Source organism: Pseudomonas sp. IT-P100 (assembly GCF_949767185.1).
Classification (GTDB): domain Bacteria; phylum Pseudomonadota; class Gammaproteobacteria; order Pseudomonadales; family Pseudomonadaceae; genus Aquipseudomonas; species Aquipseudomonas fluorescens_B.
The window spans coordinates 260,128-278,661 of record NZ_CATKQK010000057.1 but is presented as its reverse complement, the minus strand read 5'-3'; the positions used below and the strand labels follow the sequence as shown (position 1 = coordinate 278,661).

The window sequence follows — 18,534 nt, the reverse complement described above, 5'->3', positions numbered from 1 at the left end:
CTCGGGTAGAAGGAACCATTAACCCAAGGGGCCCTTATGAAGGCAAATCTGGTGGTAAGCATCGGCCCTTATCTGAAACTTCGAGGACTTACATAGAACAGTTCGGGATTCCTTATGGCTCTTGGTAACGACTACCTCGCGGCCTCGCCGATTATCAAACCGGCCAAGCCAATCAAGAAATATACCGGCCTGCTAGTGGGATTGCTGTTCGCCATCAGCTCGCAAAGCTTCGCGCAATCAGAGAAGAAATTACCTTGGTTCTTGGGTTTTTCAGCGCCGGCTTATATGGACGTCTGGATTGAAACCGCAGATGTAGTGGATATCCAAGAGCGGGTATTCCGAGGTGCGGGAGGTGGTATAGCCTCTGTTCCAAAGCCCCCAAATAATCAAGGTATTGCCAAAGGATGGGTCAGCAGTAACGGTGCTGGTAAGGGTAGGTATGTCACTGGTGCAGATCTGCCCCGTCTGATCTATGTGCGCTGGCAATCGCTGGCGGAACCGCAAACCTATGAGGCCTACATAGTTATTCCCGAATCCGCACGGGAAATTATGCGCAAACCTGAAAAGGCGTTTTGCAGCTTCGGGGCCGAATGGATTACCGAATCCCGTGACAACATCGGCATTGGTTTGGCTCCGGGCGGCATAGCCAAAGTCTGGCTTGGCGGTGCCTGCCTGGACGCTATCGAGATAATTCGGACAGTCGGGACAATAAACCCTAAGGGCCCTTATGAAGGCAAATCCGGTGGTAAGCATCGGCCCTTGTCTGAAATATCCAGGACTTACATCGAACAGTTCGGGATTCCTTATGGCTCTTGGTAACCACTACTCCGCGGCCTCGCCGATCATCAAGCCGGCCAAGCCAATCAAGAAATACACCGGCCTGTTGGTTGGATTGCTGCTGGCATTCAGCTCGCAAAGCTTCGCGCAATCGGAGAAAAAATCACCTTGGTTCCTAGGGTTTTCAGCGCCCGCTTACATGGAGGTTGGGATTGAAACTGCAGACGTGGTGGATATAAAGGAGCGAGTATTCCGAGGTGCAGGAGGTGGAATCGCCTCTGTTCCAAAGCCACCGAATAATCAAGGCATTGCTAAAGGTTGGGTCAGTAGCAACGGTGGAGGGAAAGGGCGCCATGTCACGGGAGCCGATCTACCAAGGTTGATCTACGTGCGCTGGCAATCTCTGGCAGAACCACAAACTTACGAGGCCTATATCGTTATCCCCGAATCTGCTCGGAAAATCATGCGTCGACCTGAAAAAGCCTTCTGCAGAGCTGACGGTACATGGATCACCGACTACCGCGACGACATTGGCATTGGTCTGGCGCCGGGCGGTATTGCCAAAGTCTGGTTGGGCGGTCCTTGCTTGAAGGCTGTCGAGATTCTTCGGGTGGAGGGCACCGTCAATAAACAAGGTCCCTCTCAGGGAAAAAATGAAGGCCGTTATGCTCTGCCTTTGTCACCCGAGTCCAAAACCTACATCGAGAAATTCGGCATTCCATTTGGAAGCTGGTAAGGAGAGTCATTACATGGATTTAAGAACGTTATTTTTCGCAGCACTTATGTGGCAGCCCTTTGCTTACGCGGCAGCAGACTCCAAGTCGCTGGAGGGACATTATTTTTTGCACGACGCAATGGAAATGGGGGCCGAATTGCTGCTGCGAAAGGACGGTACTTTTTCCGGAGGGATCGCTTATGGAAGCGCTGACGGTATTGCCAAAGGGAGTTGGCATGTCGAGGACAATACCGTAACGCTAAAGACTGACACCGCCTCTCGGCCTCCCGAAAATAATCTGGGCGTCTTGTTCGAAGGCCTCCATTTGGTGATTGAGCCCAACTGCCTCGCGGTCGATTTTGGCAATGGCAAAGCATGCTTTCGCCGTCGTTAATCCGCTCGGACTGTGAAGATTTTGTTGACGCGCTGGCGCTGCTGTTCTGCGGATTAAACACCGCTCGACAGCGCTTGTTTAAAACGCCTCAAGGTTACGTCCTGCAAGCTACAACACCTTGCGTCGTTGCCTACGGCTACGCCAGAATCCGCCGGCTTGTGCGCCTTGGGGGCGGTCGGTAACTTGGTTCCTGTCACTGCCCATCAGTGATCGGGTTTAGTCGCCCGGTTAGTCATCCACGGTTGCACAATTGTCATCCAGTCAGGTTTCGATTGAACTTGATGGTGGCTGTGCGCATGGCGCCTTCTGGCGCGCCGGGTTTGGATGCTTACCGGTCGACTAACTTGCGTACAGCCGCCTCCCTTTCGTTTAGTCGCGAGATGGTCGCGGCCCAACTAAAGGAAGCTCCCATGTTCAAACCAACCCCAAACCCGCCAGACACCGACCCGATCTCCCCCTACGAAAGCCCCGACTCCAATAAACTCAACGAAGCCGCCGAGCGCGCCCTCGACCATCACTTCCCGCCAACCGAACCAAAACCACCAAAGCGCAACGGCCAGCTCTTCAGCGTCTGCCCCGGCATCAACACTGAAGCCCTCCTCGCCAACGCCTCGGAAGACCTGCTATCCATCAGCGCCATCGCCGCCGACCTCGCCGACGATGTGGACGGCTCACGCCGCTCCGTAGCGCTGGCGCTTAGCCGCATGGCCGACGGCGTGCATTTGTTGGTGGAGCGCGCACTGGATCATCTGGATGAACCGGAGATGGCGGCGATTTTTGCCAAGCAACAACTCCGCGTCGATTGACCTGTAGGAGCCGGCTTGCTGGCGATAGCGGTGTGTCAGGCGACTTCAATGTTGATTGATAAGCCGCTATCGCCAGCAAGCCGGCTCCTACGAGGGTCTTGTGTTGTCTGATCCGTAGGTGACCGGCATGACCTTCGCGGCCACAAAAAAAATGGGCACCCAACCAGGTTGGCGTGCCCATTTCTTATTCCGCTCCCGCGCTACGCGGGAAGTCGGTCGGTGTTACGGATTGACGCTGTCTTTCAACGATTTGCCTGGCTTGAATGCAACGGTGTTGCTGGCCTTGATTTTCACGGGCTCACCGGTTTGCGGGTTTTTGCCGGTGCGGGCTCCGCGGTGGCGTTGCAGGAAGGTGCCGAAGCCTACCAGCGTCACGCTGTCCTTGCGGTGCAGAGCGCCGGTGATTTCTTCGAGAACGGCGTTAAGTACGCGGTTGGCCTGCTCTTTGGTGAGATCTGCTTTTTCAGCAATTGCTGCGGCGAGTTCTGGTTTACGCATTAGTGAAGCCCCTTTGACGGTTTTTTGTTGTTATGTCCGTGCTGTTCTCGTTGGAACAGCGCCCAAAGCGCCGCAGGTGCTCTACTCTGCGGCAGACGGGAGTGAGAATGGCACGCACGGAAGAGCCGCGCCAGTCTCGGCGCGACGTTTGTAGGGGCAAAAGCGGGGTGATTCCGACAGAACGACCGGTATTTACGCCAGCAGCGGTGGAAGTTCTTTGTTCAGTGCGAGTTTTTCCATCACCGCCGTGCCTGTCAGGGCATAACCAAGCAGTTTCCCGGCTGCATCGCGGCATAAAACCTTGAGGTCGGCGCCCTGCCCTTCGACGGTCCACACACCCTCCAGACCTCGTGGCGGCGGTGAAACCACCAACGGGCAGACCGGCGTTTTGACGGTGATTGGCATCGCGCCATAGCTCACCGCTGTCGGGTTTCCGGCGAGGGTCTGGGCCAGCGCTCTCGCACAGCTCATGAGGGGCATGACGTACAGCAGGTTCAGCCCATCGACTTCGGCGCAGTCGCCCAAGGCGTAGATATTGGCGTGAGAGGTTTTCAGGTGACGGTCGACCATCACGCCACGATTGACCTGCACACCGGCCGCGGCCGCCAGGTCGATGCGCGGACGCAGGCCGATGGCGGACACCACCACGTCGCAAGGGATGACCTGACCGTCTGACAGATGCGCTTCCAATCCCTCTTCAACACGCTGCAAACGGTTGAGCACCGGCCCGAGGTGGAAACGTGCGCCCAGACTCTCCAGCCCGGCCTGGACCGCAGCGGCTGCCGCCGGGTGCAGCAGCGTCGGCATGACCTGTTCGCACGGTGCAACCAGTTGCACCTCGTAACCGCCGAGGATCAGGTCGTTGGCGAATTCACAGCCGATCAGACCGGCACCGAGCAACAACACCCGACGCTTGCCGGCCGCTGCCGCACGAAAGCGTGCGTAGTCTTCGAGGTCGTTGATCGGGAACACGGCGTCCGCCGCATCGCCTTCGATGGGCACGCGCACGGTTTCGGCGCCCCAGGCCAGGATCAGGTCGCGGTAGATCACCGACTCTTCACCGATCCACAGGCGCTTGTGCCCCGGGTCGATGCCGCTGATGCGCGTGTGGGTGCGCACTTCGGCCTTCAACTGTTCGGCCATGGCGCCCGGTTCGGCCATGCTCAGGCCATCGGCGTCTTTGTTTTTGCCGAAGCCCGTAGAGAGCATCGGCTTGGAGTAGGAGCGTCCGTCATCGGCGGTAATCAGCAGCAGCGGGGTTTCGCTATCGAGTTTGCGAAACTCCCGGGCCAGGTTGTAGCCAGCCAGCCCGGTGCCGACGATCACGACAGGTGCGTTCATTCCTTACTCCTCTCAAATGCCTTAGTTGATTTCGATCATTTCGAAATCCATCTTGCCAACGCCGCAGTCCGGGCACAGCCAGTCTTCCGGCACGTCTTGCCACAGGGTGCCCGGCGCAATGCCGTCATCCGGCCAGCCGTCGGCTTCGTTATAGATCAGGCCGCAGACCACACATTGCCACTTTTTCATTCAGGTACTTCCTCAGGATTCAGGCTTATTGCCGGCGCGAACGGTCGATGATTGCAGCGTTGCCGTCCGGCTCAGGGCGTTTTGTACTGATCGGGCCCGGCAGATGCAAGCCTGTTCGGCGCAATGGCGCGCCGGTTCAATCAAAATCGCCGAGTGACATGGTAAGCTCGCCGCCTCATTTGCTGCCAATAATGACTCACTGTGCCGCACTCAAAACCTCCGTTCTGGCTTCCCCAAAGCCAACTCGCGCCCCTGCCCGACGCTTCTACCCTCGACTGGCTGTTCGACGAAGGCTCGCTGACCCGACGGCTGATCCGCCTGTCGAATGACGGTTTCAGCGTCACGCCATTGTTCGAAGGCTGGCAACCGCTGCGCGCCGACGAATGTGCCGCGCTGGATCTGGCCGAAGGCAGCGAAGGCTGGGTGCGCGAGGTGTATTTGCGCGGGCACGGCGAAGCCTGGGTGTTTGCCCGCAGTGTGGCGGCACGTAGCGCGTTGCAGGGCGACGGTTTGCACATGGACGAACTGGGCAGCCGCTCGCTGGGCGAATTGCTGTTCTGTGATCAGGCATTTCAGCGTCGCGCCATCGAGGTTTGTCACTATCCTCAGGAATGGCTGCCGATCGAGTGCCGGGCACCCGAACTGTGGGGCCGGCGTTCACGCTTCGACCGTGGCGCCTTGAGCGTGCTGGTGGCGGAGATTTTCCTGCCGACCTTGTGGCTCGCCGCCCGCGCCCATCCGGAGACCTGCTGATGTACCAGAGCCTGCTCAAGTCCCTGAACCGCTTGAACCCTCGGGCCTGGGATTTCATTCAGTTGACGCGCATGGACAAGCCGATCGGCATTTACCTGCTGCTGTGGCCGACGCTGTGGGCGCTGTGGATTGCCGGCAAAGGTTCGCCGTCGCTGGCCAATATCGTCATTTTCGTCCTTGGCGTGGTGCTGACCCGCGCCGGCGGCTGCGTGATCAACGATTGGGCGGATCGAAAGGTCGATGGCCATGTGAAGCGTACCGAACAGCGCCCGCTGCCGAGCGGCAAGATCAGCTCCAAAGAAGCGCTGGTGTTCTTTGCATTGCTGATGGGCGTGAGTTTCCTGCTGGTGTTGTGCACCAACGCGGCGACGGTCTGGTTGTCGTTCGGTGGCCTGGCGCTGGCCTTCACTTATCCGTTCATGAAGCGCTACACCTATTACCCGCAAGTGGTGCTGGGCGCGGCGTTTTCCTGGGGGATGCCGATGGCGTTCACGGCCGAAACCGGTGAACTGCCGGCCGCCGCGTGGTTGCTGTGGATCGCTAATCTGCTGTGGACGGTGGGCTACGACACGTATTACGCCATGACGGATCGCGACGACGACTTGAAGATCGGGGTGAAATCCACGGCGATTCTGTTTGGCGACGCGGATCGGGTAATCATCCTGGCGCTGCAAGGGTTGGCGTTGGGTTGCTTGTTGCTGGCCGGTTCGAAATTCGAGCTCGGCGGCTGGTTCCACTTGGGGCTGCTGACGGCGGCGGGCTGTTTTGCGTGGGAATTCTGGTACACCCGCGGCAAGGACCGGATGCGTTGCTTCCAGGCGTTTTTGCACAACCACTGGGCCGGGTTGGCGATTTTTGCCGGGATTGTGCTGGATTACTCGACCCGCTGATAAAGCACAAAGCCCTGTGGCGAGGGAGCTTGCTCTCGCTCGAGTGCGCAGCACTCGCAGATTTTGGGTCCGCTTCGCGGCCCAGCGGGAGCAAGCTCCCTCGCCACAGAAATCGTCAACAGGTGCTACATCTTCGGTCCGGAATTGGTGATGACGTGCCAAACGTCCTTCATCTTGTCACCTTCCTTTTGCCCCGGTTTCGTGTCTTTCATGAAGTAGTACAGCGGTTTGCCCTTGTAGGCCCACTGCATCGTGCCATCGTCACGCTTGACGATCGTCCAGTCCCCTTCGGCCTTGGCACCCGCTTCCGCCTTGAACGGCGGCCAGTTTTCCGCGCACTGGCCGGTGCACACAGACTTGCCGCCTGTATCCTTATCGAAGGTGTACAGGGTCATGCCCTTGTGGTCCGCCATCACACCGTCTTTCATCATCACAGGTTCAGCCGCGAAGGCCATTGATGGCAACGCCAGGGCTGCGGTCAGCATAAGAGCCTTGAAGGAATGCGAGTATTGCTTCATAGAAACCTTCCTTTTGTGGTTGTCAGGATTCGGACTTAGAGCTTAGTTCAGGATCATGACAATCGCCGGGCGACTAAAATACTGTCACACGACTGCAATAATTCCGTTATCTAATGCGGCGCAAGACAGTTAAATGACAAGAGGATTAATGGCATGGTTGGCAGGAGCATTCTGATCGTCGACGACGAAGCGCCCATTCGCGAAATGATCGCCGTTGCGTTGGAAATGGCCGGCTATGACTGCCTGGAGGCCGAGAACTCGCAGCAGGCCCACGCCATCATCGTCGACCGCAAACCGGACCTGATCCTGCTCGACTGGATGCTGCCCGGCACCTCCGGCATCGAATTGGCCCGCCGTTTGAAGCGCGATGAGCTGACCGGGGACATCCCGATCATCATGCTCACCGCCAAGGGCGAAGAGGACAACAAGATCCAGGGCCTGGAAGTCGGCGCCGACGACTACATCACCAAACCCTTTTCCCCACGTGAGCTGGTCGCACGCCTGAAGGCTGTGCTGCGCCGTGCCGGGCCTACCGATGGCGAGGCACCGATCGAAGTCGGCGGCCTGCTGCTGGACCCGATCAGTCATCGCGTGACCATCGACGGCAAACCGGCCGAGATGGGCCCGACCGAATACCGCTTGCTGCAATTTTTCATGACCCACCAGGAACGCGCCTACACCCGTGGCCAGTTGCTGGATCAGGTCTGGGGCGGCAACGTGTATGTCGAGGAACGCACCGTCGACGTGCACATCCGTCGCCTGCGCAAAGCCCTCGGCGATGCCTACGAAAATCTGGTACAAACCGTGCGCGGCACCGGTTACCGCTTTTCTACCAAAGCCTGATCCGGACCTTTCCCGCCCGACAAGCTGACAAGGACGCGCGTTCAAGTGAACCAAAACTGGCATGGCACCCTGATTCGCCACATGCTGCTACTGGTCACCGCCTGCCTGGTGGTCGGCCTGATCACCGGCTACTACGGCTGGAGTCTCGCCGCGGGCCTGGGCCTTTACCTGGCCTGGACCCTCAAGCAATTGCTGCGTCTGCACGAGTGGCTGCGCCTGCACAAACCCGACGAAGCACCGCCGGATGGCTATGGCCTGTGGGGCGAAGTGTTCGACAGCATCTATCACCTGCAACGCCGCGACCAACGCGTGCGCGGGCGCCTGCAAGCGGTGATCGACCGGGTCCAGGAGTCCACCGCCGCGCTGAAAGACGCGGTGATCATGCTCGACACCGACGGCAACCTCGAATGGTGGAACCGCGCGGCGGAAACCCTGCTCGGTCTCAAGACCCCGCAAGACAGCGGACAACCGGTGACCAACCTGGTGCGCCATCCGCGCTTCAAGGAATATTTCGAGCAGGACAGCTATGCCGAACCGCTGGAAATCCCGTCGCCGATCAACGATCGCCTGCGCATTCAGCTGTATATCACCCGCTACGGCAACAACGAACACTTGATGCTGGTGCGCGACGTGACGCGCATCCATCAGCTGGAGCAGATGCGCAAGGACTTCATCGCCAACGTCTCCCACGAATTGCGCACGCCGTTGACGGTAATCTGCGGCTACCTGGAAACCCTGCTCGACAATGTCGAGGACGTGAACCCGCGCTGGAGCCGTGCCTTGCAGCAAATGCAGCAACAGGGCGGGCGCATGCAGACGCTGCTCAACGATTTGCTGCTGCTGGCCAAACTGGAAGCCACCGATTACCCGTCGGACAACCAGCCCGTGGCCATCGACGGCTTGCTGCAATCGATCAAGGGCGACGCCCAGCAACTGTCCGGGCAAAAAAATCAGCACATCACCCTCGAAGCCGACCCGACGATTCAGCTCAAGGGCAGCGAAGCCGAACTGCGCAGCGCGTTTTCCAACCTGGTGTTCAATGCGGTGAAGTACACCCCGGCCGAAGGCAATATCCGTATTCGCTGGTGGGGAGACGAGCAAGGCGCGCACCTGAGCGTTCAGGACTCCGGCATCGGCATCGACAGCAAACACCTGCCGCGCCTGACCGAACGTTTCTACCGTGTCGACTCCAGCCGCAATTCCAACACCGGTGGCACCGGGCTCGGGCTGGCGATCGTCAAACACGTGTTGCTGCGCCACCGCGCACGGATGGAAATCAGCAGCGTACCGGGCCACGGCAGTACGTTTACCTGCCATTTCGCGCCGGCCCAAGTCACCAAAACACGACTTATCAGCACGGCCGATTGATACCGACCGGCACTCGCCACTAGGCAATCGACAAGTCAGCCGCTACATTGGCTGACTTGTGCCTGCCTTTCAGGTGCACTTTTTTCTTTCCTTTCGAATACACGGAACCCGCAAAACTCCATCATGGACCCTTCCCCTGGCTTGACCCTCGCGACACTCTTCGCCGATTTCGGCATGATTCTTTTTGCTCTGATCCTGGTTTTGCTCAACGGCTTTTTCGTTGCGGCGGAATTTGCCATGGTCAAACTGCGCTCGACCCGGGTCGAGGCCATCGCTGAGAAAAACGGCTGGCGCGGGCACATCCTGCGCACCGTGCACAGTCAGCTCGATGCCTACCTGTCGGCGTGCCAACTGGGTATCACCCTCGCCTCCCTCGGCCTCGGCTGGGTCGGTGAACCAGCGTTCGCGCACATCCTCGAACCGATCCTTGAAGCCGTCGGCGTGCAGTCGCCCGAGGTGATCAAAGGCGTGTCGTTCTTCGCCGCGTTCTTTGTGATCTCGTACCTGCACATTGTGGTCGGCGAACTGGCCCCGAAATCCTGGGCCATCCGTAAACCCGAGTTGCTGTCGCTGTGGACCGCCGTGCCCCTGTACCTGTTCTATTGGGCGATGTACCCGGCGATTTACCTGCTCAATGCCAGCGCCAACACGATTCTGCGGATCGCCGGCCAGGGTGAGCCCGGCCCCCATCACGAGCACCATTACAGCCGTGAAGAACTGAAACTGATCCTGCACTCCAGCCGTGGCCAGGACCCGAGCGACCAAGGCATGCGCGTACTCGCCTCCGCTGTGGAAATGGGCGAACTGGAAGTGGTCGACTGGGCCAACTCCCGCGAAGACCTGGTAACGCTGGAGTTCAACGCACCGCTCAAGGAAATCCTGGCGATGTTTCGTCGCCACAAGTTCAGCCGTTATCCGGTGTACGACAGCGATCGCCAGGAGTTCGTCGGCCTGCTGCACATCAAGGACCTGTTGCTGGAACTGGCGGCCCTGGACCACATTCCCGAGTCGTTCAACCTGGCCGAACTGACCCGGCCGCTGGAGCGTGTGTCGCGGCACATGCCGCTGTCGCAGTTGCTGGAGCAGTTCCGCAAAGGCGGTTCGCACTTCGCCCTGGTCGAAGAGGCCGACGGCAACATCATCGGCTACCTGACCATGGAAGACGTGCTGGAAGTGCTGGTCGGCGACATTCAGGACGAACACCGCAAGGCTGAGCGCGGGATCCTCGCGTATCAGCCGGGCAAGCTGCTGGTGCGCGGTGATACACCTCTGTTCAAGGTCGAACGCCTGCTGGGCATCGATCTGGATCACGTCGAAGCCGAAACCCTCGCCGGGCTGGTCTACGAAACCCTGAAACGGGTGCCGGAAGAGGAGGAAGTGTTGGAGGTCGAAGGCCTGCGGATCATCATCAAGAAGATGAAAGGACCGAAGATCATTTTGGCCAAGGTGTTGATGCTAGATTAACTGTCGGCAGGGATTTTTGTGGCGAGGGCGCTTGCTCCCGCCGGGCTGCGAAGCGGCCCAACATCCTGCAACCGCGATCCTCCAGGCACACCGCATTCACCTGTTTACGACTGCTGCGCAGCCGAGCGGGAGCAAGCTCCCTCGCCACAGTGGATCGCCATCACCTTCACTGCTTGCCCAACGCAAAGTTGGGCAGCGCCCCCACCGGTTGATTGAACTGGTACGGAATCGACACCAGCCCCAACCCGGTATTGCGCTGTACCACGAAATGCAGGTGCGGCCCGCTGCTGTTGCCGGTATTGCCCGACAGCGCCAGCGGACTGCCCACCGACACCCGCTGCCCTTCGCGAACGCTTACCGACCCTTGCTTGAGGTGCAGGTAAACGCCCATCGTGCCGTCATCGTGCAATATCCGCACGAAGTTGCCCGACGGATCGTTGCCGCGCCCGGTCTGGGCATTCTCGGTTTTCACCACCACCCCGCCTCGCGCCGCGACGATCGGCGTGCCTACGGGCATGGCAATGTCCATGGCGTAGCGATTTCTTGGACCAAAGTGGCTGTACTGTCCATTGTTGCCCTGACTTAGCCGAAACGGTCCGCCACGCCAGGGGAACGGGTATCGATAGGCCATGGCAGCCCCTGAGGGGTCGCCCAGGGAGTATTCGAATTTGGGGGTGTATGCCAGCGGCATCTCCGCTTTCGTCGCCGTGAGCAGCGCCAGACGAATGCTGCTGCGCGCCGGCATGACCCGGCGAATCGGCCGGCTCGGCGCACCACTGACGTTTTGCAGCCCGGCGAAACTCAGCTCGATCTCTACCGGCGCATACAGGTCATTGCGCACGTAAACGCTGTCCACGCCCTTCTTCTTCGTAATAACGAGGTACACCTGACGCTCGAGGTGTTCGACCATGCGATCACGAAACGTGAACACCTGGGAGCCCTTCGTGGGGCGGTCGCTATAGGAGACCACGCCATTGGCATCGGTGGATTTGTAGATGGTCATGGCCATGGCCAAAGTGGACGCCATGGACAGACCACAGAAAAACAGCAGGCGCGCAAGCATGGGCAGGATTCTGTCGAGTAAGGCCTGGGGATGAGCCTAGCAGCTGCAATGGACCCGGGTAGTCGGCAGATGTTTCAAAATGGGCAGTTCAGCGGATGTGCGGCAAATTTGAGGGCCCCTTCGCGAGCAACCCCGCTCCCACAGGGGAACACGTTCCAATGTGGGAGCGGGGTTGCTCGCGAAGACGGACTGTCAGGCGACGAAGATCACGCGCCGGGTACGAAATGCTTCTGCGCCGTACCACGTGCTATCAAACGTGAGATGTAATCCAGTTTCTGCGCGTCCTGATCGACAAAGCGGAACGTCAACTGCAGCCATTCGCTGTCGGGTTTCTGCTCATGAGCGACGATGGCGTGCAGGTAACCGTTCAGGCGGGCGACTTCAGCGTTGTCACCCTGCTCCATGTCAAGCACGGCGCTGTCGAGCACTTGCGGCAGCGCATCGGTGCGTTTCACGACCAGCAGCGCTTCCTTGAGGCTCAAGGCCTTGATAACGCATGGCTGAATGCCGTTCGGCAGGCGCAGCTGACCTTGCCCACGACCGCCGGAGGCTGCAGCGGCAGCAACCGGAGCCTTGACGGGCGGGCTGTTGAGCAGACCTCGGGATGGCGCAGCAACCGGGGCGGGGGCCGCCGCGACCACTTCCGCCTTGCCGCCGGTCAACGCGCTCAACGAATCGTTGCCGAACGCCGAGTTCATTTTGGTCGGCGCGCTGTTCATCAAGGTATCGAGCTTGCCGACCTTGTTCAGCGCCTGCTTGACCTTGGTCAGCAGTTGCTCGTTGGTGAACGGCTTGCTGACGTAGCCGGAAACACCGGCCTGGATCGCCTGGACGACGTTCTCTTTGTCGCCACGGCTGGTCACCATGACAAAGGGCATGGTCTTGAGGTTGTCCTGCTCGCGGCACCAGGTCAGCAATTCCAGGCCGGACATTTCCGGCATTTCCCAGTCGCACAGGACCAGGTCGAACGCTTCCCGTGCCAGCAAGGCCTGAGCCTTCCTGCCGTTGACCGCGTCTTCGATCCGGATCCCCGGGAAGTAGTTGCGCAGGCACTTTTTCACCAGGTCACGAATGAACGACGCATCGTCCACGACCAACACACTGACCTTACTCATCCATCACCCCTTAAAAAAATCCCGGCAAGCATACCGCTTTGCTGATGGCACATTGCCAAAAACCTTCAGTCACGCCGGGACTTTTCGTTCGCGGGTGCTGCTTCGAATTCGTAAGCCCGTAAACAAAAACGCCCGGCCAAAAGGCCGGGCGCTTTACTTGGGCAATCTTACTTATCGTCAACTTCGCCCGGAACATTAGCGGTTTCGCCACTTGTGCCTTCAACTTCTTGCTTCATGCGCTTGAGGCCCAGGTGACGCACATCGGTGCCGCGCACCAGGTAAATCACCAGCTCGGAGATATTGCGCGCGTGGTCGCCGATCCGTTCCAGCGAGCGCAGCACCCAGATGATGCTCAGAACCCGCGAGATAGAGCGCGGGTCTTCCATCATGTAGGTGGCGAGCTCACGCAGGGCGGTCTTGTATTCGCGGTCGATGATCTTGTCGTACTGCGCCACCGACAACGCCAGGTCGGCGTCGAAGCGGGCAAACGCGTCCAGTGCGTCACGCACCATGTTGCGCACCTGGTCGCCGATGTGGCGGACTTCAACGTAACCGCGCGGGGCCTCGCCTTCCTCGCACAACTGGATGGCGCGGCGGGCGATCTTGGTCGATTCGTCGCCAATGCGCTCAAGGTCGATCACCGACTTGGAGATGCTGATGATCAGACGCAAGTCGGACGCTGCCGGCTGACGACGGGCCAGAATGCGCAGGCATTCTTCGTCGATGTTGCGTTCCATCTGGTTGATCTGGTCATCGATCTCGCGAACCTGCTGGGCCAGGCCGGAGTCGGCCTCGATCAGCGCGGTCACCGCGTCGTTGACCTGCTTCTCGACCAGGCCGCCCATGGCCAGGAGGTGGCTGCGCACTTCCTCCAGCTCGGCGTTGAACTGTGCGGAGATGTGATGGGTAAGGCCTTCTTTACTAATCATGTTGGCGTCCTTGGAGCGTCCGGTAAGGTGCGGTGGGCCGCAGCGTCAGTTCAGTGAGCAACCACAGCTTCCTAGCCGTAACGACCGGTGATGTAGTCTTCGGTCTGCTTCTTCGCCGGATTGGTGAACAGGGTGTCGGTATCGCCGAATTCCACCAGTTTGCCCATGTACATGAACGCCGTGTAGTCGGAAACCCGTGCGGCCTGTTGCATGTTGTGGGTCACGATGACGATGGTGAACTTCGATTTCAGTTCGTAGATCAGCTCTTCGACTTTCAGCGTCGAGATCGGGTCGAGTGCCGAGCACGGTTCGTCGAGCAGCAGCACTTCCGGCTCCACGGCGATGGTGCGCGCGATCACCAGACGTTGTTGCTGGCCACCGGACAGGCCGAGTGCCGATTCGTGCAGACGGTCTTTGACTTCGTCCCACAGTGCCGCGCCTTTCAACGCCCACTCGACGGCTTCGTCAAGAATGCGCTTCTTGTTGATGCCCTGGATGCGCAGACCGTAAACCACGTTCTCGTAGATGGTTTTCGGGAACGGGTTCGGCTTCTGGAACACCATGCCGACGCGACGGCGCAGCTCGGCCACGTCTTCGCCCTTGCGGTAGATGTTATTGCCGTAGAGGTTGATTTCGCCTTCTACGCGGCAGCCGTCAACCAGATCGTTCATGCGGTTGAAGGTGCGCAGCAGCGTGGACTTGCCGCAGCCGGACGGGCCGATGAAGGCGGTCACGCGCTGTTTCGGGATGTTCATGCTGACGTCGAACAGCGCTTGTTTGTCGCCGTAGAACAGGCTCAGGCCCGGCACTTCGATGGCCACGGTTTCCTGCGCCAGGCTCAGGCTCTGCTTGTCGCGGCCCAGGGCAGACATGTTGATGCCGTGGGTATGTGCTTCGTGCTGCATGGGAGGCTCCCTGTGCTGACAAATTCGGTTCGGTTTTTGTGGGAGCCAGCCGGCTGGCGAAGGCATCACCGCGGTATCAGAGTTAAACCGCAGTGCCTGAATCGCCAGCAGGCTGGCTCCCACATATAGAAATCAATGCTGCAAATCAGCTATCCAGCGCTTTGTATTTTTCGCGCAGATGGTTGCGGATATAAACAGCCGACAGGTTCAATGTCGCAATCACCAGTACCAGCAGCAGCGCCGTGGCGTACACCAGCGGTCGTGCGGCTTCGACGTTCGGGCTCTGGAAGCCGACGTCATAAATATGGAAGCCCAGGTGCATGATCTTCTGGTCAAGGTGAAGGTACGGGTAGTTGCCATCCAGCGGCAGCGACGGTGCCAGTTTCACCACGCCCACCAGCATCAGCGGCGCCACTTCACCGGCGGCGCGAGCCACGGCGAGGATCATGCCGGTCATCATGGCCGGGCTGGCCATCGGCAGCACGATCTTCCACAAGGTTTCCGCCTTGGTCGCGCCGAGGGCCAGCGAGCCTTCACGCACGGTGCGAGGAATCCGCGCCAGGCCTTCTTCAGTGGCCACGATCACCACCGGCACCGCCAGCAATGCCAGGGTCAGGGAAGCCCAGAGCAGACCCGGCGTACCGAAGGTCGGTGCCGGCAGCGCTTCAGGGAAGAACAACCGGTCGACCGAGCCGCCCAGCACATAAACGAAGAAGCCCAGGCCGAACACGCCGTAAACGATGGCCGGAACGCCCGCCAGGTTGTTCACGGCGATGCGGATAATCCGGGTCAGTGCGTTCTGCTTGGCGTATTCGCGCAGGTAAACCGCTGCCAGTACACCGAACGGGGTCACGATCATCGCCATGATCAGGGTCATCATCACGGTGCCGAAAATCGCCGGGAAGATCCCGCCTTCGGTGTTCGCTTCACGCGGGTCGTCGCTGAGGAATTCCCAGACCTTGCTGAAGTAGAAGCCGATCTTGGTCATCGTGCCCATGGCGTTCGGCTGGTAGGCGTGAACCACTTTGCCGATGTCGATCACGACTTCTTTGCCGTTGGCATCGCGGGCCGTCAGGCTGTCGCGGTTGAACTGGGCGTGCAGGTCGGCAAGACGTGCTTCGACGTCCTGATAACGGGCGTTCAGCTCGGCGCGGTCGGATTCCATGTCCGCTTGTGCAGCGGCGTCAAGGGTGCCGTTCAGCTCGAGCTTGCGACCGTGCAGGCGGATGCGTTCGAGGCCGGCGTTGATCGCGCCGATGTCGACTTTTTCCAGGGTCTTGAGCTGTGCGGCGAGCTCGTTGACGCGGGCAACGCGAGCCTGCAACTCAGGCCACGCGGCTTCGCCTTCAGCAATGACTTTGCCTTCCTGTTTGACGTTGACCAGATAGCCGTAGAAATTGCCCCACTCGCGACGCTCGATAGCCATGAGTTCTGGCGGAGTGGTTTGGTTAGTCAGCCACTCGCCGACGATCCAGGTGAAGTCGTTGCCGTTCAGGTCACGGTTGCCGACCTTGATCAGCTCGCGGGTCATGAACTCCGGGCCCTCATCGGGCACCGGCAGGCCAGCGCTTTTAAGGCGTTCGCGCGGCACTTCTTCTTTCTGCACGATTTCGCCGATGACCAGGTGATTGGCCTGGCCGGGCACGTCGTAGCTGGCGTGAATCAAATCCGCCGGCCAGAAGTGACCCAGGCCACGCACGGCAATCACCGCGAGCAGGCCAATGGTCATGATGACCGCAATGGACACCGCGCCACCGCTGATCCAGACGCCGGGGGCGCCGCTCTTGAACCATCCATTCAGGGAGTTCTGTTTCACAGACTTCTACCTTTCTTAAAGCGACGAGTATTTCTTGCGCAGACGCTGACGAATCAGTTCTGCGAGGGTGTTCATGACGAAGGTGAACAACAGCAGCACCAGCGCGGAGAGGAACAGCACGCGGTAGTGGCTGCCGCCGACTTCCGATTCGGGCATTTCCACTGCGACGTTGGCCGCCAGCGTACGCAGACCTTCGAACAGGTTCATTTCCATGACCGGGGTGTTGCCGGTGGCCATCAGTACGATCATGGTTTCACCGACCGCACGGCCCATGCCGATCATCAGCGCCGAGAAGATGCCCGGGCTGGCGGTGAGGATCACCACCCGCGTCATGGTCTGCCACGGCGTGGCACCGAGCGCCAGGGAACCGAGGGTCAGGCCGCGAGGCACGCTGAACACGGCGTCTTCGGCAATGGAGTAGATGTTCGGGATCACCGCGAAGCCCATGGCCAGACCGACCACCAGTGCGTTGCGCTGGTCGTAGGTGATGCCCAGGTCGTGGGAGATCCACATGCGCATGTCGCCGCCGAAGAACCAGTTCTCCATGAACGGGCTCATGTACAGCGAGAGCCAGCCTACAAACAGGATCACCGGGATCAGAATCGCACTCTCCCAGCCATCCGGCACTTTCAGGCGAATGGACTCAGGCAGGCGACTGAAGACGAAGCCGGCCACCAGGATGCCGATCGGCAAGAGCATCAGCAGGCTGAAAATGCCCGGCAAATGCCCTTCTACATAAGGCGCGAGGAACAGGCCGGCGAAGAAACCGAGGATCACCGTCGGCATCGCTTCCATCAGCTCGATCACCGGCTTGACCTTGCGACGCATGCCCGGGGCCATGAAGTATGCGGTGTAGATCGCCGCAGCGACGGCCAGTGGAGCGGCCAGCAGCATGGCGTAGAACGCGGCTTTCAGGGTGCCGAAGGTCAGCGGCGACAGGCTCAGCTTGGGTTCGAAATCGGTGTTGGCGGCGGTTGATTGCCAGACGTATTTAGGCTCGTCGTAGTTCTCGTACCAGACCTTGCTCCACAGCGCGCTCCACGAAACTTCCGGGTGCGGGTTGTCGAGCAGCAGCGGTTGCAGCTTGCCACCCTGCTCCACGATGATGCGGTTGGCCCGTGGTGACAGACCGAAAAGGCCTTGGCCATCGACGACCTGATCCACCAGCAAGGTGCGGTGCGCGGTACTGTGGAACACGCCGAGCTTGCCGGAGGCGTCGAGGGCAATGAAGCCTTTGCGACGTTCTTCGGCGGTGATTTCAACAATCGGCGTGGTGCCCATCTGGAAGGTGCGAATCTGCTTCAGGCGCAGCTCACCATCCGGATCGCGGGCCATGAACCACTGGGCCAGACCACCCTTGGAGTCGCCGAGGATCAGCGAGATACCGCCCACCAGTTGGGTGCTGGCGGTAATTTCGGCATCGCCGTTTTCGAGCAATTTGTAGCGACCATTGAGGCTCTTGTCGCGCAAGCTGAACACGTCGGCTTGCGCACGGCCGTTAATCACATACAGCCACTGCTGACGCGGGTCGACGAAGATGTTCTTCACCGGCTCGGTCATTTGCGGCAGCTCGATGCGCTTCTGCTCGTTGGTGACTTCGCCGGTCATCATGTTTTCTTCGCTGGTCAGCGAGAGCACATTGAGTTGCGAACCGGTGGAACCGACCAGCATCAGGGTCGAATCCGTGGCGTTGAGGCTGACGTGCTCCAGCGCACCGCCCGCTTCGTTCAGCGCGATCGGCGTTTCGCCATACGGGTATTCGATCGCCGGCGAGATGGTTTTCTTGCCATCCGGATAGCTGACTTTATAGGTATGACGGAACACCAGCGCCTGACCGTTGGACAGACCTACCGCGACCAGCGGATGGCCGGGCTGGTCTTCGCCGATGGAGGTCACGGTGGTGCCGGCCGGGATCGGCAGATCGACGCGCTTGAGTTCAGCGCCACTGTCGATGTCAAAAAACAGCGCCTGCCCTTTGTCGGAAACTCGCATGGCGACCTGGTTCTGCTCTTCCAGAGAGATCATCAACGGCTTGCCGGCGTCTTGCATCCAGGCGGGCGTGATGGATTCCTTGGCGGTCAGGTCGGCACCCTGGAACAGGGGGAAGACAACGTAGGCGAGGAAGAAGAAGATCAACGTGATCGCGCCAA

19 protein-coding genes are annotated in these 18,534 nt (G+C 59.7%); 9 read left to right on the top strand and 10 right to left on the bottom strand.

The window, feature by feature from the left end; translation table 11 throughout:
* The first annotated feature begins 114 nt into the window (after positions 1 to 114).
* From ACM6IQ_RS28085 to ACM6IQ_RS28070, 4 genes are all read left to right on the top strand, one after another.
* Positions 115 to 819 (top strand): DUF2931 family protein, encoded by a 705-nt coding sequence (locus tag ACM6IQ_RS28085; protein ID WP_414880369.1) that lies wholly within the window; start codon positions 115 to 117, stop codon positions 817 to 819.
* The gene (locus tag ACM6IQ_RS28080; RefSeq protein ID WP_414880368.1) at positions 806 to 1,513 is read left to right on the top strand and encodes a DUF2931 family protein; all 708 of its coding nucleotides are present in this window, start codon (positions 806 to 808) and stop codon (positions 1,511 to 1,513) included. The genes ACM6IQ_RS28085 and ACM6IQ_RS28080 overlap by 14 nt, the downstream gene beginning before the upstream one ends.
* A 13-nt stretch (positions 1,514 to 1,526) precedes the next feature.
* Positions 1,527 to 1,886, top strand: coding sequence for a hypothetical protein (locus tag ACM6IQ_RS28075; protein ID WP_414880367.1), 360 nt, complete (start codon positions 1,527 to 1,529; stop codon positions 1,884 to 1,886).
* A gap of 410 nt (positions 1,887 to 2,296) precedes the next feature.
* Positions 2,297 to 2,692: a DUF6124 family protein gene (locus tag ACM6IQ_RS28070; protein ID WP_414880366.1), complete on the top strand. Its 396-nt coding sequence runs from the start codon at positions 2,297 to 2,299 to the stop codon at positions 2,690 to 2,692.
* Between the two features lie 222 nt (positions 2,693 to 2,914).
* Here the strand turns inward: ACM6IQ_RS28070 and ACM6IQ_RS28065 are convergent, their stop codons facing one another.
* The 3 genes from ACM6IQ_RS28065 to ACM6IQ_RS28055 form a co-directional block, all read right to left on the bottom strand.
* Positions 2,915 to 3,190, bottom strand: coding sequence for an HU family DNA-binding protein (locus tag ACM6IQ_RS28065; RefSeq protein WP_003213368.1), 276 nt, complete (start codon positions 3,188 to 3,190; stop codon positions 2,915 to 2,917).
* A 192-nt stretch (positions 3,191 to 3,382) separates the two neighbouring features.
* Complete coding sequence (locus ACM6IQ_RS28060) at positions 3,383 to 4,531, bottom strand: NAD(P)/FAD-dependent oxidoreductase (protein WP_414880365.1); 1,149 nt, start codon at positions 4,529 to 4,531, stop codon at positions 3,383 to 3,385.
* A gap of 21 nt (positions 4,532 to 4,552) precedes the next feature.
* Positions 4,553 to 4,720, bottom strand: coding sequence for a rubredoxin (locus tag ACM6IQ_RS28055; protein WP_007954349.1), 168 nt, complete (start codon positions 4,718 to 4,720; stop codon positions 4,553 to 4,555).
* Between the two features lie 201 nt (positions 4,721 to 4,921).
* Here ACM6IQ_RS28055 and ACM6IQ_RS28050 point away from each other — a divergent pair, with 201 nt between their 5' ends.
* Together ACM6IQ_RS28050 and ubiA are read left to right on the top strand one after the other, a co-directional pair.
* Complete coding sequence (locus ACM6IQ_RS28050) at positions 4,922 to 5,473, top strand: chorismate--pyruvate lyase family protein (RefSeq protein ID WP_017341548.1); 552 nt, start codon at positions 4,922 to 4,924, stop codon at positions 5,471 to 5,473.
* The gene (ubiA, locus tag ACM6IQ_RS28045; protein WP_414880364.1) at positions 5,473 to 6,363 is read left to right on the top strand and encodes a 4-hydroxybenzoate octaprenyltransferase; all 891 of its coding nucleotides are present in this window, start codon (positions 5,473 to 5,475) and stop codon (positions 6,361 to 6,363) included. The genes ACM6IQ_RS28050 and ubiA overlap by 1 nt, the downstream gene beginning before the upstream one ends.
* 125 nt (positions 6,364 to 6,488) lie before the next feature.
* On the opposite strand, the gene ACM6IQ_RS28040 is transcribed toward ubiA, so the two are convergent.
* Positions 6,489 to 6,881: a hypothetical protein gene (locus ACM6IQ_RS28040; protein ID WP_017341550.1), complete on the bottom strand. Its 393-nt coding sequence runs from the start codon at positions 6,879 to 6,881 to the stop codon at positions 6,489 to 6,491.
* A gap of 153 nt (positions 6,882 to 7,034) precedes the next feature.
* Between ACM6IQ_RS28040 and phoB the strand changes: the two genes are divergently transcribed.
* The 3 genes from phoB (at position 7,035) to ACM6IQ_RS28025 (ending at position 10,556) form a co-directional block, all read left to right on the top strand.
* On the top strand, positions 7,035 to 7,724 hold the full coding sequence (phoB, locus tag ACM6IQ_RS28035; RefSeq protein WP_007896474.1) for a phosphate regulon transcriptional regulator PhoB: 690 nt from the start codon (positions 7,035 to 7,037) through the stop codon (positions 7,722 to 7,724).
* Between the two features lie 81 nt (positions 7,725 to 7,805).
* Complete coding sequence (gene phoR / locus ACM6IQ_RS28030) at positions 7,806 to 9,092, top strand: phosphate regulon sensor histidine kinase PhoR (protein ID WP_238588334.1); 1,287 nt, start codon at positions 7,806 to 7,808, stop codon at positions 9,090 to 9,092.
* A 123-nt stretch (positions 9,093 to 9,215) separates the two neighbouring features.
* Positions 9,216 to 10,556 (top strand): hemolysin family protein, encoded by a 1,341-nt coding sequence (locus ACM6IQ_RS28025; protein ID WP_017341552.1) that lies wholly within the window; start codon positions 9,216 to 9,218, stop codon positions 10,554 to 10,556.
* A gap of 166 nt (positions 10,557 to 10,722) precedes the next feature.
* Here ACM6IQ_RS28025 and ACM6IQ_RS28020 read toward each other — a convergent pair whose 3' ends face one another.
* From ACM6IQ_RS28020 to ACM6IQ_RS27995, 6 genes are all read right to left on the bottom strand, one after another.
* Complete coding sequence (locus ACM6IQ_RS28020) at positions 10,723 to 11,619, bottom strand: peptidoglycan DD-metalloendopeptidase family protein (RefSeq protein WP_017341553.1); 897 nt, start codon at positions 11,617 to 11,619, stop codon at positions 10,723 to 10,725.
* A gap of 206 nt (positions 11,620 to 11,825) precedes the next feature.
* Positions 11,826 to 12,734: a response regulator gene (locus ACM6IQ_RS28015; RefSeq protein ID WP_017341554.1), complete on the bottom strand. Its 909-nt coding sequence runs from the start codon at positions 12,732 to 12,734 to the stop codon at positions 11,826 to 11,828.
* A gap of 167 nt (positions 12,735 to 12,901) precedes the next feature.
* Positions 12,902 to 13,663 carry a phosphate signaling complex protein PhoU gene (phoU, locus tag ACM6IQ_RS28010; RefSeq protein ID WP_017341555.1) on the bottom strand — a complete coding sequence of 254 codons (762 nt, stop codon included), beginning with the start codon at positions 13,661 to 13,663 and terminating at the stop codon, positions 12,902 to 12,904.
* A 71-nt stretch (positions 13,664 to 13,734) separates the two neighbouring features.
* A complete protein-coding gene (pstB, locus tag ACM6IQ_RS28005) occupies positions 13,735 to 14,568 on the bottom strand; it encodes a phosphate ABC transporter ATP-binding protein PstB (RefSeq protein WP_017341556.1) in 834 nt (277 codons plus the stop codon).
* A 145-nt stretch (positions 14,569 to 14,713) separates the two neighbouring features.
* Entirely contained in the window at positions 14,714 to 16,384 is a 1,671-nt protein-coding gene (gene pstA / locus ACM6IQ_RS28000) for a phosphate ABC transporter permease PstA (RefSeq protein WP_017341557.1), read from the bottom strand.
* A gap of 15 nt (positions 16,385 to 16,399) precedes the next feature.
* Positions 16,400 to 18,433 carry an ABC transporter permease subunit gene (locus tag ACM6IQ_RS27995; protein ID WP_193393012.1) on the bottom strand — a complete coding sequence of 678 codons (2,034 nt, stop codon included), beginning with the start codon at positions 18,431 to 18,433 and terminating at the stop codon, positions 16,400 to 16,402.
* Positions 18,434 to 18,534: the final 101 nt, after the last annotated feature.